General features: G+C 62.8%; 10 protein-coding genes. 1 reads left to right on the top strand and 9 read right to left on the bottom strand.

The features are described from left to right. Positions 1-69: 69 nt before the first annotated feature. The 5 genes from putA to hemE form a co-directional block, all read right to left on the bottom strand. Complete coding sequence (gene putA, locus PQR42_RS20060) at positions 70-3,999, bottom strand: trifunctional transcriptional regulator/proline dehydrogenase/L-glutamate gamma-semialdehyde dehydrogenase (RefSeq protein WP_408383950.1); 3,930 nt, start codon at positions 3,997-3,999, stop codon at positions 70-72. Between the two features lie 614 nt (positions 4,000-4,613). After that, a complete protein-coding gene (locus PQR42_RS20055) occupies positions 4,614-4,757 on the bottom strand; it encodes a hypothetical protein (RefSeq protein WP_408383948.1) in 144 nt (47 codons plus the stop codon). A 101-nt stretch (positions 4,758-4,858) separates the two neighbouring features. Further along, the gene (locus tag PQR42_RS20050) at positions 4,859-6,280 is read right to left on the bottom strand and encodes a YeiH family protein (protein ID WP_408383947.1); all 1,422 of its coding nucleotides are present in this window, start codon (positions 6,278-6,280) and stop codon (positions 4,859-4,861) included. A 170-nt stretch (positions 6,281-6,450) separates the two neighbouring features. Beyond that, positions 6,451-8,697, bottom strand: coding sequence for a primosomal protein N' (locus PQR42_RS20045; RefSeq protein WP_408383945.1), 2,247 nt, complete (start codon positions 8,695-8,697; stop codon positions 6,451-6,453). Between the two features lie 465 nt (positions 8,698-9,162). After that, positions 9,163-10,263, bottom strand: coding sequence for a uroporphyrinogen decarboxylase (gene hemE / locus PQR42_RS20040; protein WP_408383943.1), 1,101 nt, complete (start codon positions 10,261-10,263; stop codon positions 9,163-9,165). Between the two features lie 218 nt (positions 10,264-10,481). On the opposite strand from hemE, the gene PQR42_RS20035 reads away from it, so the two are divergent. After that, positions 10,482-11,279: a transporter substrate-binding domain-containing protein gene (locus tag PQR42_RS20035; protein ID WP_408207067.1), complete on the top strand. Its 798-nt coding sequence runs from the start codon at positions 10,482-10,484 to the stop codon at positions 11,277-11,279. An 890-nt stretch (positions 11,280-12,169) separates the two neighbouring features. On the opposite strand, the gene PQR42_RS20030 is transcribed toward PQR42_RS20035, so the two are convergent. From PQR42_RS20030 to atpG, 4 genes are all read right to left on the bottom strand, one after another. Then, positions 12,170-13,900, bottom strand: a complete 1,731-nt coding sequence (locus PQR42_RS20030) for an AMP-binding protein (RefSeq protein ID WP_408383941.1) — start codon at positions 13,898-13,900, stop codon at positions 12,170-12,172. A gap of 235 nt (positions 13,901-14,135) precedes the next feature. Continuing rightward, complete coding sequence (locus PQR42_RS20025; RefSeq protein ID WP_012434800.1) at positions 14,136-14,561, bottom strand: F0F1 ATP synthase subunit epsilon; 426 nt, start codon at positions 14,559-14,561, stop codon at positions 14,136-14,138. Between the two features lie 210 nt (positions 14,562-14,771). Further along, a complete protein-coding gene (gene atpD / locus PQR42_RS20020) occupies positions 14,772-16,166 on the bottom strand; it encodes a F0F1 ATP synthase subunit beta (protein ID WP_408207063.1) in 1,395 nt (464 codons plus the stop codon). A gap of 101 nt (positions 16,167-16,267) precedes the next feature. Then, on the bottom strand, positions 16,268-17,152 hold the full coding sequence (atpG, locus tag PQR42_RS20015) for a F0F1 ATP synthase subunit gamma (RefSeq protein ID WP_106284868.1): 885 nt from the start codon (positions 17,150-17,152) through the stop codon (positions 16,268-16,270). Between the last annotated feature and the right edge of the window lie 63 nt (positions 17,153-17,215).

Genomic DNA, 17,215 nt, shown 5'->3' with positions numbered 1-17,215 from the left:
GGTGTGGATGGAGCGGTTTCGGGGTCGCCGTACCGCTTCCGTTTTTTTGAAAAGATCAATGAGGTTCGCTCAACCGATCGTCATCAAATTCGCATTACCGCCTGCTGCTGCCGTATTCACGCTGACCGAGCGTTCCGTCAACAGACGCTCGAGCGCGTAATCCTCGTCGCCGCTTTCCAGCGCGCGTGCCGCAACGCCCTGCACCGACACGATCGGGCCCGGACGCTTCGCGACTTCCTTGACCAGCGCAAGCAGCTCGTCGCTATCGCCTTCGAACAGTACGGCGTCGAACGTTGCATCGGCGCTCTTCTTCACGCTCGCATGTGACTTCAGCGACGCGGGCAACTGCGCCACCAATTGTTCACCAGCCGCGCCTTCGAACAACGCGCGATTTCCCGTAGCCAGCGCCGCGGCAAACTGCACGCGCGCGCCGCTCGCCGTAGACGCAATGCACAGCACCGTGCCGCGCGCGCCGAGCGTGTACGTATTGCGCTCGCCGGTCGGTCCCGACAGTACCGCGGTCGCGCCCGCGGGCACATGCGACAGATAGCCGTCGCAGCGCGCAGCCAGCACCGGTTGTTGTTCGGCGATCAGCCAGTCGCGATACGCCGTCAATGCAGCGGACGGATTGTCGCTGTTTTCGGCAGCGTGCGGTACATCCGCGACCAATGCCTGTGCGAGCGACTTCGGCAAACCGGCCGGACGCGTCGCCAGCAAGCGCTGCAAGTACAACGCGCCGCCCGCTTTCGGACCCGTGCCCGACAAGCCTTCGCCGCCGAACGGCTGCACACCCACTACCGCGCCGATCACATTGCGGTTCACATAAATGTTGCCGACGTGCGCGCGGCTGATCACGTGAGCGATGGTTTCATCGATCCGCGTATGGATGCCGAGCGTCAGGCCATAGCCGGTCGTGCGGATCTGTTCGAGCAGCTTGTCCAACTGGCTGCGGCGGTAACGCACCACGTGCAGCACCGGGCCGAACACTTCGCGCTTCAGTTCGTCGATGCTGTCGAGCTCGATCAGCGTCGGCGGAACGAAGGTGCCTTGCGCGCAACCGTCGGGCATCGGCAGTTGCTCGACCTTGCGGCCTTTGTCGCGCATCGCCGCGACGTGTGCGTCGATGCCGCGCTTCGCGTCGAGGTCGATCACCGGGCCGACGTCGATCGACAGACGGTCCGGATTGCCCACGGCGAGTTCGCGCATCGCGCCAGTCAGCATCTCCAGCGTGCGGTCCGCGACATCGTCCTGCAGACAAAGAACGCGCAGCGCGGAACACCGTTGACCGGCAGAGTCGAAAGACGATTGCAGCACGTCCGCCACCACCTGTTCAGCCAACGCCGACGAATCGACGATCATCGCGTTCTGCCCGCCGGTTTCGGCGATTAGCGGAATCGGCTTGCCGTCCGGATCGAGGCGGCTCGACAGCGTCTTGTTGATCAGGCGCGCCACTTCCGTCGAACCGGTGAACATCACAGCGCGCGTGCGCGGATCGGCCACCAACGCAGCGCCGACCGTTTCGCCATTGCCCGGCAGCAGTTGCACCGCGCCCGCCGGCACGCCGGCTTCGCGCAGAATGCGCACGGCTTGCGCGGCGATCAGCGGCGTCTGTTCGGCCGGCTTCGCGAGCACGGTATTGCCGGCGGCAAGCGCCGCGGCCACCTGGCCCATGAAAATTGCCAGCGGGAAATTCCACGGACTGATACAAACCACCGGACCGAGCGGACGATGCGTGTCGTTGGAGAACTCGTCGCGAATCTGCGTGGAGTAGTAACGCAGGAAGTCGATCGCTTCGCGGATTTCCGCGACCGCGTTGGCCAGCGACTTGCCGGCCTCACGCACCACCAGACCCATCAGCGTATGCATCTGCGCTTCGAGCAGATCGGCGGCACGTGCGAGGCAATCGGCGCGCGCTTCGACCGGCGTGGCTTGCCAGATCGGCGCGGCGGCGACGGCATGCGCCAATGCGGCGCTCACATGCTCCGGCGTCGCTTCGACGACCGTGCCGACGAGGTCGCGATGATCCGCCGGATTGCGCACGTCGCGCGCGACACCCACGGCGATCTCGTTGTCCTCGAGCATCGGCGCGGCGCGCCACGGATGATGCGCGCTCGCCAGCAACGCCGACGACAGCGATGCCAGACGATGCTCGTTCGACAGATCGAGGCCCATCGAATTGAGACGCTCGGCGCCGTATAGATTGCGCGGCAGCGGAATCTTCGCGTGCGGCGCGCCGAGCGGCACGATCTTCGAGGCTTCGTCGACCGGGTCGGCAATCAGGTCCTTGATTGCGACGCTTTCATCGGCAATGCGATTCACGAACGACGTGTTCGCGCCGTTTTCCAGCAGGCGGCGCACGAGGTACGCGAGCAGCGTTTCATGCGTGCCGACCGGCGCGTACACGCGGCACGGACGGTTCAGCTTGTCGCGGCCGGTGACTTCCTCGTACAGCGGCTCGCCCATGCCGTGCAGGCACTGGAACTCGTACTGGCCGGGGTAGTAGTTGTTGCCCGCGAGGTGATAGATCGCCGACAGCGTGTGCGCGTTGTGTGTGGCGAACTGCGGATAGACCGCGTCGGGCGCGCTCAGCAGCTTTTTCGCGCAAGCGAGATACGACACGTCCGTATAGATCTTGCGCGTGTAGACCGGATAGCCTTCGAGGCCGTCCACTTGCGCGCGCTTGATTTCGGTATCCCAGTACGCGCCCTTCACGAGGCGCACCATGATGCGGTGACGGCTGCGGCGTGCGAGATCGATGATGTAGTCGATCACGAACGGGCAGCGCTTCTGATACGCCTGCACCACGAAGCCGATGCCGTTCCAGCCGGCCAGCTCCGGATCGAAGCACAACGCTTCGAGCAGATCGAGCGAGATTTCAAGGCGGTCGGCTTCTTCGGCGTCGATGTTCAGGCCGATGTCGTAGCGGCGCGCGAGAATCGCGAGCGAGCGTACGCGCGGCAGCAGTTCGCTCATCGTGCGTTCCTGCTGCGAACGCGAGTAGCGTGCGTGCAAAGCGGAGAGCTTGATCGAGATGCCCGGACCTTCATAGATGCCACGGCCGCCGGCAGCCTTGCCGATCGCGTGGATCGCCTGCTCGTACGACGCGTAGTAGCGCTGCGCGTCGGCTTCGGTGGTGGCCGCTTCGCCGAGCATGTCGTACGAGTAGCGGAAGCCGCGCGCTTCGTACTTACGGCTGTTGGCCAGCGCTTCGGAGATGTTCTCGCCGGTGACGAACTGCTCGCCCATCAGGCGCATCGCCATATCCACACCCTTGCGGATCAGCGGCTCGCCGCCCTTGCCGATCAAACGCGTAAGCGCCGACGAGAGACTCGTTTCGCTATTGGTCGTCACCAGCTTGCCGGTGATCATCAAGCCCCAGGTCGCGGCGTTGACGAACAGCGACGGAGCCTGGCCGACGTGCGATTTCCAGTCACCCTTGCTGATCTTGTCGCGGATCAGCGCGTCGCGCGTGGCGCGGTCGGGAATGCGCAGCAGCGCTTCGGCGAGGCACATCAGCGCCACGCCTTCCTGGCTCGACAGCGAGAACTCGTGGATCAGCCCTTCGACGCCACCGCCCTTGCTCTTCGTGCGCAGCGTTTCGACGAGCTTGCCGGCCATCGTCTGCACGTCGCCCGCGAGATTCGCCGGCAAGCGCGCCTGACCGACCAGGAACGGCAAGCATTCCGGCTCGGGACGACGGTAAGCGGCCGTGATCGCCGCGCGCAGCACCGACTGCGGTTGCACGTTTTGCGCGAACTCGAGGAACGGGTGCGACGCGCCGTCTTCTTCCTGCTCGACCGTGGCGCCGTCGGCGAGATCCGCCGAGCCCGTCACGCCCGACAGCTCGGGTGGCAACTGACCGTGCTCGATCTTTTCGAGGTACGCGAAGATGGCCTGCTTGATGAGCCAGTGCGGAGTGCGTTCGAGACGGGTGGCGGCATCTTTCAGCCGGGAACGCAGGAGGTCGTCGACCTTGACGCCAAGGGTGGTGCTAGCCATGTTTCCTTCTTCGGATACCAGACGAATGCGCTGGCGAAAGACTAAAAGTTGGGCGAATCGTACGCCTCCCAATAAAAAGGTGCAACCATGTTCATTGCATGGTTGCACCCTGCCGGGAGCCTTGTACGACGGGGGTTTGCGTTAGATGGCGCTGCGCGCGGGCACGGCGGTTGCGCTTAGTACTTTCCCTGGCGTGATTCTTTTTGCTTTTACCCTTATCAGAACAGGTCGGCGCGCCGTTATACGGAACATAGCGGCACGCGGCCTCCGGGCACGCACAAAAAACGGTACGGGGTTTTAGAGGACAGGCGAAATGGAAAAGTGGCTGGTGATATTGGGTATCTGGGCGCTGTGTGCGACTTGTGCGGTGCTATTCATCCGCGGCGCGACGCGGGGGCCGGGCAGGCGCGAGCCCGCCGAGGGACACGCGCCCGCGGCATCGCGCGCATCGGCGGGCGACGCGCGGACCGCGTTAAACGAGTGAATTAAGAGAGTGAATGGTCGTGTCCGGCGTTCCGTGCCGGACAGAGCGATGCCGATCTCCAGCTGACTCAGCGGCAGGACGCTTGCACCGCCCGGCTCGACGCCGTGGCGTGGCGTGGCTTAGGCACGCGTCAATATTGCTGCACCGGTTCGAACTGCGCGCAGCTGTCGCGGGGCGAGACGAGTTGGTCGTGCAACCGGCAGAGCCGGCTATCGGCCACGCTTGCGCCGAATGCGGAACCGAACACTGCGAGACCCGGAATGCCCTGTTCCAACGAATCTCGATTCTCAGCGCGATACCGGCAGCCGGCGCAACACGGCGCGCGCGTTTCTTCGCGCGCCTGCGCCGTGCTGTCGATGCGGACCGCGCCACGTATCACGAGCCCTGCCCCAGGCTATTCCAGTACGGTGCGAACACGTGCGCGGACAGCGCGTAGCCGATGGCGATATTGACCACCACGCCGACCGTAAAGGCGAGGAACGGCTTCAGGCCGGTGGCGGTGAGCGAGCGCAAGCGCGTGGTCAACCCGATACTCAGGAAGCAGAACGTGAACGCCCAAGTGCGCAACGCCGTGATCGGCGCGACGAATTCGGGCGTCACCACCTTGCGGTAATCGGCCAGTGAGTAGTGGCTGGCGATCCACGTCACCAGCGCCGATGCGATCACAAAGCCGATCACGAACTTCGGAAAGCGCGCCCAGATCTCGCCCGCGTTGGCCTTGGCTTTGACGCCGCTGTCTTGCGACTCCCAGCGCGTCGTCGCAACGATCGCCAGCACGAATGCCCAGATGCCGATCCAGATATCGCGGCCGACCACTTTCATCAGCGTGAACGCCTGCAACGACGCCTCCGGCGCGCCCGCAATCGCGCCGCCCGCATGTTTCGCGAAATCGCCATACGCTTGAGCAGCCGCGATGCCTGCGGCGTCGGCGAATTCGGACGTGCCGATCCAGGCGCCGGCGACCGCGGTCGACAGTCCGAGCGAGCGGGACGCGAACGGCAGCACGAAAATCATCACGATCGCCCACAGCACCACCAGCGTGATCGCCACCGAAGCCTGTTCGCGCTTGGCGCGTACCGCGCCGGCAATCGCGATCGCCGCCGAAACGCCGCACACCGCGCCGCCGACGCCGAGCACGGCGGCAAAACGCCGGTCGAGGCCGAACGCCTTCGCGGCGAAGAAGATCACGAAGAACGTGACGAGCGAGACGATGGTCGCCTGCCCGACCGCCACCGGTCCCGCCCACACCAGCAGAGTGAACGGCAACGTCGCGCCGAGCAGCACAATACCCACCTTGATATAAAACTCGACACGCAAGCCGGCCGAAAACCATTCAGGCAGCGTGAACACGTTCGAGATCAGGAGGCCCAGCGCTAGCGCGACGAGCGGCGGCTCGAGGTTGTACTTCGACGCGTTGACCCAAGCGCCCAGCGTGAAAATCAGCGCCGACGCGATGAACAGGATCAGGAACGAGCCTAGGAAAGCGCCAACCCGCTGCTTGAGCGCTGCCAGGCTCACGCCGAATAGCAACGCGAACGCGATAAACAGCGCGGCATAGTTCGGCAAATGTTTGCCCACGTCCTGCGCGGCCTGCGCCACGCTCGACCACTTGGCCGGCGCCACCGCCAGCCACTTGATGCTACTGCCCGACGCGAATAGCGCCCAGGCGACCACGATCACCAGCAGGCCGACCCACACCGCCCACCAGTCTTCAGTCGAAAAAAGTCCACCACCGTGCGTGCTGTGCCGATTCGTCGGCGCCGCGCCGGGTTGCAGAGTCGGATTGGTATCGCTCATCGCCATGCCCCGAGGAAGTTGAGGTGCATCGGCGCGGAAATGTTGGAGTTTTGCCTGAAGGTGCGCCGATCCGGCGAAATATAGGCGAGCGGCGTCGCAAAACGAAACGACCATTCGCTCTAAGAATATGACCGAAAGGAGTAACGGCAGCGTCGGCCCGGCGACGCGCCCTAGATGTCGAGCGGATCGACCTCGAGATTCCAGCGCAACACGCCTTTCAGGCCGCGCAGCAGCGGCTGCCAGGCACGCAAGGTCGCCTGCAACGCGGCCCGCGACGCGCTCTCGATCAGCAACTGCGCGCGGTGCACGTGCATCACCTTGACGATGGTGAGCGGCACGGCGTCGTAGACGGTCACGCGTTCGGCGGCCGCAATGCCGGTCAACTCGGCCGCCGCCTGTTGCAGGAAGGTGAGCGCGGCCTCGAGCGTGCGGCCTTCGGCGCGCAACAAAGCCTGATAGACGAATGGCGGCAGGTGCGCGTCGCGCCGCTCGGCCAATGTGGAGTTGGCGAAGCCGACGTAGTCGTGGCGGCCTAGCGCGTGGTAGAGCGCGTGGCGCGGATAACGTGTCTGCACCAGCACTTCGCCGGGCAAACCCGCGCGGCCTGCCCGGCCGCTCACTTGCATCAGTTGAGCGAAGAGCCGCTCGCTCGCGCGGAAGTCGTGGGAAAACAACGCGGTGTCGGCGTTCAGCACGCCGACCAGCGACACGCGCTGGAAGTCGTGGCCCTTGGCAATCATCTGCGTGCCGACGAGGATGTCGACCTCGCCCGCGTGGACGTCGGAGAACAGCGCCTGCGCGCTGCCTTTACGGCGCGTGCTGTCGGCGTCGATACGCAAGATGCGGGCGCCAGGCACCGCGCTCGCCAGTGTTTCCTCGACGCGCTGCGTGCCGCGGCCCATCGGCGCGATATCGACGTTGCCGCACTCCGGACACGAGCGCGGAATGCGCGCTTCCCAGCCGCAGTGGTGGCAGCGCAGCGCGCGCTCGGGCTTGTGCAACACGACGTAGGCGCTACAACGTGGGCAACCGGCGACCCAACCGCAGGCGTCGCAGGCAAGCTGCGGTGCGTAACCGCGGCGGTTCAGGAACACGAGGCTTTGCTCGCCGCGTTCGAGCCGCGCCTTCAGCGCGGCGATCAGCGGCCCCGACAAACCCTCCACGGATGCCCGCCCGCGCCGCCGCTCCTCTTCCAGATCGATCAGTTTGACGGTGGGCAGCACGGCCTCGGCGACGGCTCGGCGCGATAACGTGAGCCGCTTGTAGCGCCCCTGGTCGGCCTGCCACCAGCTCTCCAGCGACGGCGTGGCGGAACCGAGCACGACCGGCAAGCCGAGTTGCTTGGCGCGATAGATCGCCAGATCGCGCGCCGAATAGCGCAAGCCTTCTTGCTGTTTGTAGGCGGGATCATGCTCCTCGTCGACGACGATGATCGCAAGCTTGGGCAGCGACGCCAGCACCGCCAGCCGCGTGCCGAGCACGATGCGGGCGCGGCCGGTGTGCGCGGCGAACCAGTTGCGGGCGCGCTCGCCTTCCGCGAGACCGCTGTGCAGCGTGACGATCGATGTGCCCTCGAGCGCGGCGAAACGTGCGCGGAAGGCCGCCTCGAACTGCGGCGTCAGATTGATTTCGGGCACGAGGACGAGCGCCTGGGCGTCGGGCTTCGCGGTCAGAATCTCGGCGAGCGCACGCAGATAGACCTCGGTCTTGCCGCTGCCCGTCACACCATGCAGCAGGAACGGCGCAAAACCGTCGGCGTCGCGGATGGCTTCGACTGCGGCCGCCTGCTCGTCGGTGAGCGTGGGCAGCGTGGGCGCGGGCGCGTCAGGCGAAGCAGGGGCGGCGAACACCGCGGCGGCTTCGATGATGTCCAGCGCGATCCAGCCTTCCGCCTGCCATGCGTCGAGCGTTGCGATCGCTTTTGGGTGAAGTGCGCGGGCGTCGGCGGCAAGCAGGAAGTCCGTCTCGGCCAAGGCCTGCGCCAGCTTGCGCAACGCGCTCGCCCGCGCCGGCAGGACATCGGGTAATGCCGCGCGGCCTACGGGCGTGAGGCTGTATCGCTCTTCCGGCGCGAACAGGCGCGACCAGCGCGACGCATCGCGCAGCGCCTGCGGCAACGCGGGCAACGCGACTTCGCCGAGACCACGCTGGTAGTAGTCGGCAGCGAAGGCGGCCAGCTTCAGCCATTCCGACGACACGGGCGGACAAGCGGTGCACACGCTGCTCACCGAGCGAAGACGGTCGGCCGGCACGTCGCTGTGAGCGGTCACTTCGCAGACGAGTCCTACGACATGGCGCTTACCGAACGGCACACCGACCAGCATCCCCGGCACGACGGGTTCAGACGTGTCGCAACGGTAGTCGAACAGAGTCGGCAGCGGATGGTCCAGCGCAACGCGGACGAACACGTCACTCACGCGTCGATGGAGATCAGAAGAATGGGCGCGACACGACGCCGCATCGTGGTGCCCATTGAGCCGACGGCGAACCGGTCGAAGTTAAAGTAAAACTTCAATTTCGGCGCTAAGTTTTGGATTCGGCTGAAGAATTGCAATCGGTCCGCGTGCCTGTGGATAACTTTGTTGAGAACTTTGCCCGGACGGCCCGGGAACCGCGCCGCAGCGGCCTTCTGTGGGATTCCGCACAGTCCGTACTGATGCCGTGAAACCCTTGCCAGACAAGGCTTAGATCAAATGCGCCCGCAATGTGCAAGGGCCAGGACACGACTAAAGCTTCTACCGCGCCGCAGCGTGATGAATGTGCATAAGTCAAGTCTTGACTTTCGCAAGACCGCCATCCGACGGCCTGCAAGCTGCAAATTTTCCCTTAGGCCGAGAGCCCAGTTCGCTGCAATGCAACAAAAAATGGTAACGATTACGGCTTCATGCCGGTGCATGAGCACCGCTGCGAATCGCCCGGCTATGACGATGCACTTCGTCGACGAGCTCGGCGACGTTCTCGGGCGGCGTGAACTGCGAAATGCCGTGGCCGAGATTGAACACATGGCCTGGGTGATTCCCGAAGCTGTCGAGCACCGCGCGCGCTTCCATGCGGATCGAAGCGGGCGGCGCGAACAGCACCGAGGGATCGATATTGCCTTGTAGCGCCACCTTCCCGCCCACGCGCTCGCGCGCCTTGCTCAGGTTCACCGTCCAGTCGAGGCCGACCGCATCCACGCCGATCTCCGCGATCTCGTCGAGCCACAGGCCGCCGCCCTTGGTGAAGGTGATCACCGGCACTTTTTCGCCGTCGTGGTCGCGCTTCAACTGGCTCACCACCTGCTGGATATAGTGCAGCGAAAAGCGTTGATAGACGCCGTCCGCCAGCGCTCCGCCCCACGTGTCGAAAATCATCACGGCTTGCGCGCCGGCTTCGATCTGCGCGTTCAGGTAAGCCGCGACCGAGCGCGCGTTGACGTCGAGAATGCGATGCATCAGATCCGGACGCGCATAGAGCATCGACTTGACCGTGCGGAAATCCGCCGAACCGCCGCCTTCGACCATGTAGCACGCGAGCGTCCACGGACTGCCCGAAAAGCCGATCAGCGGCACGCGCTGACGGCCTTGTGCGTCGGTGAGCGCGGTGCGAATTTCGCGCACGGCGTCGGTCACGTAGCGCAGCGTGGCGTCGATGTCCGGCACCGCGAGGCGCGCGACGTCGTCTTCCGTGCGTACCGGGCGAACAAATTTCGGGCCCTCGCCGGTCACGAACTCGAGGCCGAGACCCATGGCGTCGGGCACGGTCAGGATGTCGGAGAACAGGATCGCGGCGTCGAGCGGATAACGCTCGAGCGGCTGCAGCGTGACTTCCGTCGCGAACGCCGGGCTCTTCGCCAGACCGAGGAAACTGCCCGCGCGGCCACGCGTGGCGTTGTATTCCGGCAGGTAGCGGCCAGCTTGCCGCATCAGCCAGATCGGCGTGTAGTCGGTCGGCTGGCGCAGCAGCGCGCGCAGGAAAGTGTCGTTCAGGAGTTTATGGGCCACGTTGCGTACGACTGAGGGCAAAGGGGCATTTTACCGGACCCGGCTCGCCGCATCGTGCTTGATCCGGCCAATAACTGATGTGCGTCTCGCTCGCGGCCGGTTTTCCGTGAGCCGGCGACGGCGTCACGACCTGGCTGAACGGCCAATGTTCAAGTGCGAATTGCCGGGCTATTATCCAACGGCATTACCAGACAATTACATACAACCAAGGAGACTCGATGAACAAGGCAGCACTCGCACTGCTCGGCGCGCTGGCCGGCATTTTGATGCACGCAGGCGTGGCCGGGGCGCAGACCAGCGCCGCCGCCGCGGCGCCCTCGCGGCTCGACGAAATCCTCGCGCGCGGCACGCTGCGCGCCTGCACGACCGGCGACTACAAACCGTACTCGTTCTATAAGACAGACGGTCAGTTCGAAGGCATCGATATCGACATGACGGAGTCGCTCGCCAAATCGCTCGGCGTCAAGACGGAGTACGTCAAGACGTCGTGGTCGAACCTGATGAACGACTTTGTCGCCAAGTGCGACGTCGGCGTGGGCGGCGTGTCGCCGACCCTCGAACGGCAGAAGCGCGCGTTTTTCACCGAGGCCTACATGGTCGACGGCAAGACGCCGATCGTGCGGTGTGACGACGCCAACAAATATCAGACGGTCGCGCAGATCGACCAACCGGCCACGCGCGTGATCGTCAATCCGGGCGGCACCAACGAACGTTTCGCGAAGCAGTACTTTCCGCATGCGAATCTGACCGTCTATCCGGATAACGTGACGATCTTCAAGCAGATCCTCGCCGGCAAGGCGGACGTGATGGTGACGGACGCGTCGGAAACCCTGTTGCAGCAAAAGCTGAATCCCGGCCTTTGCTCGGTGCATCCGGACAAGCCGTTCCAATATGGAGAAAAGGCCTGGCTGCTGCCGCGCGGCGATGTGGCGCTCCAGCAGTACGTCGACCAGTGGCTGCATCTTGCGCGGGCGACCGGCGAATACCAAGCCATTTCGGACAAATGGCTGAAGTAGCGTGATGCGTTTTTCGGCCGCCTGGTTTTTCGGGTTTTACTGCAGGCGACGGCGGTCGAGAAACGCCAAAAGGGCCTCCTTGCCGCGCCAATCATGTAACGGTGGGCAGCGCTGTTAAGCAAAAACCGAACAATAGTGTCAAATCGATAATTATCGAATCGGCCCTTTGTGCCCCAATTGCGCATAGGACGGATGTTGCGCCGCAACCAGGTGACCTTATTTGGATTGTGGAAATCTGTCGGGGCGGACAAGCACCTGTAACACGGGCGATTCCTCTTCCAAAAGATGAACGTGCAACCATTTCATGCGGAATTGGCTTAACGGATTACGCCGCATTATGCGTCGCGAATAGCATCAATCGTGCGTATGAAATTGCGGGCAAGTCATCGGTAAAAATTACGCTCAAATCGTTTCTGTTTGGCAATATATCCTGCAGCGCCTTATCTGGCGGGCGTTACAACCTGAAACACTTTGTTACCGCGCTCGTAGGTTAATTCGCCCACAATGCCCTCAACGGTTTCAACACGGATGTGGCTGGGTGCGTGGTGTGAGCGGATACGATGCACTTGCCGGTCGGCGTATGCCGAAGCCCTGTGAAGGGGCATCCCTGCTGGGGCCGTAGTCGGCGCAGGGTCGTCGTCTCAGTCGGTTCCTTCTTTGGTCTCCTCGCGCTAACCCCGTAGCGTGTGGTTTTTAGCGGGCTCCAGGCCCGCTTTTTTTTCGTCTGGCCAAACGTTTGCGCGGCGCGGTAACGCGCTGTTTCTGGCTTATTCGCGGTACTTAAGCGAACTTGCCCGGCAAACGGTTCGCCCCTCTGGTTTTGTCCTTTATGCCTCATTGGCTGATCCGCCTCGCGTAATGATTTGCGCGCGCGGACCTCCCACTGAGCGTCACGCCGTCTTGTCTTCTCGCAGCTTCAATTCGCTGATCATCTGCTCTCGCATGATGAACTTCTGCACCTTGCCGGTCACTGTCATCGGCAGTTCATCGACGAAGCGGATGTACTTCGGCACCTTGTAGTGTGCAATCTGCCCTTGGCAGAACTGCTGGATCTCTTCAGCCGTCGCGTGCTCTCCCGAGCGCAATACGACCCACGCGCAGACCTCTTCGCCGTACTTCGCGTCGGGCACGCCGAACACCTGCACGCTCTGGATCTTCGGGTGGCGGAACAGAAACTCTTCGATCTCGCGCGGATAGATGTTTTCGCCGCCGCGAATCAACATGTCCTTCAGACGGCCGACGATGTTGCAGTAGCCTTCGGCATCGAGCGTCGCCAGATCGCCGGTATGCATCCAGCCGTCGACAACGCTTTCGCGCGTCTTCGCCTCGTCGCCCCAATAGCCCTGCATCACCGAATAGCCGCGCGTGCACAGTTCGCCGGTCTCGCCCACCGGCACGATCTGGCCGAGAGGATCGACGATTTTCACTTCCAGATGTGGCTGAATGCGGCCGACCGTCGTCGTGCGCTTGTCGAGCGGATCGGTGGTCGAACTCTGAAACGAGACCGGGCTGGTTTCCGTCATGCCGTAGGCGATGGTGATTTCGCTCAGATGCATTCTGGAGACGACCTTCTTCATGGTCTCGATCGGGCAAGGCGAGCCCGCCATGATGCCGGTGCGCAAGCGCGAGAAGTCGTAGCTGCCGAAGTTCGGATGGTCTAGTTCGGCGATGAACATGGTCGGCACGCCGTGCAAGGCGGTGCACTGCTCTTCCGCCACCGCGGCCAGTGTTGCAGCCGGGTCGAAGCCCTCGCCCGGAAACACCATGTTCGTACCGACCGACACGCACGCCAGCACCGCCAGCACCATGCCGAAGCAGTGATACAGCGGGACCGGGATGCATAAGCCGTCCTGCTCGGTCAGCCGCATTGCCATCGCGATGTAACGCGCGTTGTTCACCACGTTGCTGTGGGTCAGCGTTGCGCCCTTCGGATTGCCTGTGGTGCCGCTGGTGAACTGGATATTGATCGGCTCGTGGCACGAAAGCGTGGCGCCGATGGCGTCGAGCTTCGCCACGTCGAGCGACACGCGCCCTTGCTCGATCACGTCGGAAAAGCTCAACATGCCCGGCGTCTCCGTGTCGCACATGCGAATCACGTAGCGCAATTCGGGCAACTTGGCCGCGTGTAGCTCACCAGGCGCTTGCGTGGCCAGTTCGGGCGCGAGTTCCTGCAGCATCTCCAGGTACATCGACGTCTTGAAACGCTCTGCGGCGATAATCGCCTTGCAGCCAACCTTGTTCAGCGCGTACTCGAGCTCCGCGAGCCGATAGGCCGGATTGATGTTGACCAGCACGGCGCCAATGCGCGCGGTCGCAAACTGGGTCAGTAGCCATTCCACGCGATTCGGCGACCAGATGCCGACGCGGTCCCCCTTTTCGATACCGAGTGCGAGCAACCCCGCCGCCAAAATGTCGACTTCCTCGGCGAACTCCTTCCATGTCCAGCGAATACGCTGCTCGCGAAACACCACAGCCGGACGGTCCGGAAAGCGATCCGCCGTATCGCGCAGAAACTGGCCAACTGTCGCTTCGCTCAACGGGATATCGGTCGACCCACGGACATACGACAGTCCGTCTTTGGGTTCGATAAGTGCACCTTCGCCTGACGCGTGCGTTGCCATGGTGTTGTCTCCGTGGAGCTGAGCGGAAGCTCGCCTATTGAAATGAATTTGAAATCGATTGTGCCACCGGCGTGTGTCTGTCCGGCATCAAGTCTTACCCGCAGCGCATTGCCGGACTGCCAATGCGTGGCGCCAATCGATTGAAAAACACGATTTTGCTGACCTTTCCGTAAACGTCAAGTCGCGGTCAAAAAAAAGCAGCCACGAAGGCTGCTTTCTCTCTGATACGTAATGCCTAGTTCTGACCGCGCAGCTTGCGCAGACGCTGAATCGCAGCGAGCTGAGCCGTCGCGTACGCCAGTTCCGCTTGCGCGGTAGCGTATTCGAGGTTCGAACCCGTGTTCTGCAGCGCTTCTTCCGCGCGCTTGCGTGCATCTTCAGCCTTGGCTTCGTCGAGATCCTTGCCGCGGATAGCCGTGTCGGCGAGAACCGTCACAGCGCCCGGCTGGATTTCGAGGATGCCGCCGGCGACGAAGACAAACTCTTCTTCACCGTTTTCAGCTTCGATGCGCACCGCACCCGGACGAATCCGCGTGATGAGCGGCGTGTGGCCCGGCAGAATGCCGAGTTCACCTGCTTCGCCCGGCAGCGCGACGAACTTCGCCTGGCCCGAGAAGATCTGCTCTTCCGCGCTGACGACGTCTACCTTGATTGTTGCCATAAGTGTCGACTCCTGTGCCGATCAGAGTTAGCGCTTTAGCGCTTACTCTGGTCCCATGCAAAGCTCGACGAGAGCTAGCGCTTTAGCGCTGACTCTCGTCCCATGCAAGGCTGGGTTGAGCGTAGTAAGAGGCGCCGGGTTTGGGATTCAATACCGTGATGGTATCCCTTCCACGCGAGACGCCGGCGCCCGCTTCGTTACACCCGACCTTTACTGGATCTTCTTGGCCTTTTCGAAGGCTTCGTCGATCGTGCCGACCATGTAGAACGCTTGTTCCGGCAGGTGGTCGCACTCGCCGTCGACGATCATCTTGAAGCCACGGATCGTTTCCTTCAGCGGCACGTACTTGCCCGGCGAGCCCGTGAACACTTCAGCGACGTGGAACGGCTGCGACAGGAAACGCTGGATCTTACGAGCACGCGCCACGGCGAGCTTGTCTTCCGGCGCCAGTTCGTCCATGCCCAGAATCGCAATAATGTCGCGCAATTCCTTGTAGCGCTGCAGCGTTTGCTGCACGCCGCGCGTGATCGCGTAGTGTTCTTCGCCGATCACGTTCGGGTCGATCTGACGCGAGGTCGAATCGAGCGGGTCGACTGCCGGGTAGATACCCAGCGAAGCGATATCACGCGACAACACGACCGTTGCGTCCAAGTGGCCGAAAGTCGTAGCCGGCGACGGGTCGGTCAAGTCATCCGCAGGGACGTACACGGCCTGAACCGACGTGATCGAGCCAGTCTTGGTCGACGTAATACGCTCTTGCAGCTTACCCATTTCTTCAGCCAGCGTCGGCTGATAGCCCACTGCCGACGGCATACGGCCGAGCAGTGCCGACACTTCCGTGCCTGCCAGCGTGAAACGGTAGATGTTGTCGACGAAGAACAGCACGTCGAGGCCTTCGTCACGGAAGTGCTCAGCCATCGTCAGACCGGTCAGCGCGACGCGCAGACGGTTGCCCGGCGGCTCGTTCATCTGGCCGTACACCAGCGCAACCTTGTCGAGAACGTTCGAGTCCTTCATTTCGTGATAGAAGTCGTTCCCTTCACGGGTACGCTCGCCAACACCGGCGAACACGGAGTAACCGCCGTGTTCCTTAGCGATGTTGTTGATCAGTTCCATCATGTTCACGGTCTTGCCCACGCCGGCGCCACCGAACAGGCCAACCTTACCGCCCTTCGCGAACGGGCAGATCAGGTCGATAACCTTGATGCCGGTTTCGAGCAGTTCTGTCGACGGAGACAGTTCGTCGAACTTCGGAGCCTTCTGGTGAATACCGCGAACCACGTCCGAGTTGATCGGGCCAGCTTCGTCGATCGGGCGACCCAGCACGTCCATGATCCGGCCGAGGGTCGGCTTGCCGACCGGCACGCTGATCGGCTTGCCGGTGTTCTTCACCGTCGTACCGCGGCGCAGACCGTCCGATGCACCCAGACAGATGGTACGGACGACGCCGTCGCCCAGCTGTTGCTGGACTTCGAGGGTCAATTCCGAACCTTCGAGAATGAGCGCGTCGTAAATCTTCGGCATGTGGTCACGCGGGAATTCCACGTCGATCACCGCGCCGATGCACTGTACGATCTTGCCTTCTACCAAAGCAGTAGTACTCATCGCTTTTCCTTTAGATACTCAATTCTTCACTCGCGCAAAGGCGCAGTTTCGGTGGGTGCGCCGCGAAGGCGCACTCGAAGCAACGTGCCTGACCGTCAAGGTCAGACTGCCGCCGCGCCACCGACGATTTCCGACAGTTCTTTCGTGATCGCGGCCTGACGGCTCTTGTTGTACACGAGCTGCAGTTCGTTGATGACCGTCTTCGCGTTGTCCGAAGCGGCCTTCATCGCGACCATTCGTGCCGACTGTTCCGATGCCATGTTTTCCGCGACGGCCTGATAGACCAGCGCTTCGACATAACGCACCAGCAGTTCGTCCACCACTGCCTGCGCATCCGGCTCGTAGATGTAGTCCCACTGCGTGCTCGGCGTCGTGCCGTCTTCTTCCTTGCGCTCGAACTGGTCTGCCGACAGCGGCAGCAGTTGCTCGATCACCGGCTCCTGCTTCATCGTATTGACGAAGCGCGTGTACGCCAGATACACCGCCGAAACCTTGCCTTCCGAGTACAGGTCGAGCTGCACCTTCACCGCGCCGATCAGCTTTTCCAGATGCGGCGTATCGCCCAGATGCACGACATTCGACACCACCTTGGCGCGCAGACGATTCAGGAAACCCAGACCCTTGGTGCCGATCGCGGTTGCTTCGATCGTCTTGCCCTGGCCTTCCAGTTCCTTGAACTTCTGCAGCGACGCGCGCAGCACGTTGGTGTTCATGCCGCCGCACAGACCTTTATCGGTCGTGACGAGAATGATGCCGGCCGCCTTCGCGCCTTCGTTCGACACCATGAACGGGTGACGATACTCCGGGTTCGCACGGCTCATGTGTGCAGCGATATCGCGGACCTTGTCGGCATACGGGCGAGCAGCGCGCATGCGCTCCTGAGCGCGGCGCATCTTCGATGCGGCCACCATCTCCATCGCTTTCGTGATCTTGCGCGTGTTTTGCACGCTCTTGATCTTGCCGCGAATTTCCTTCATTCCAGCCATTGCTTGCTCCTTGTCGGCCCGAGTTAGCGCTTCAGCGCTTACTCGGGTCCCATGCAAAGCGAT

The sequence above is a fragment of the Paraburkholderia sediminicola genome (assembly GCF_046027355.1).
Lineage (GTDB): Bacteria > Pseudomonadota > Gammaproteobacteria > Burkholderiales > Burkholderiaceae > Paraburkholderia > Paraburkholderia sediminicola_B.
Note: the sequence above shows the minus strand (reverse complement) of the source record. Positions and strands in the feature narration are given on the sequence as shown.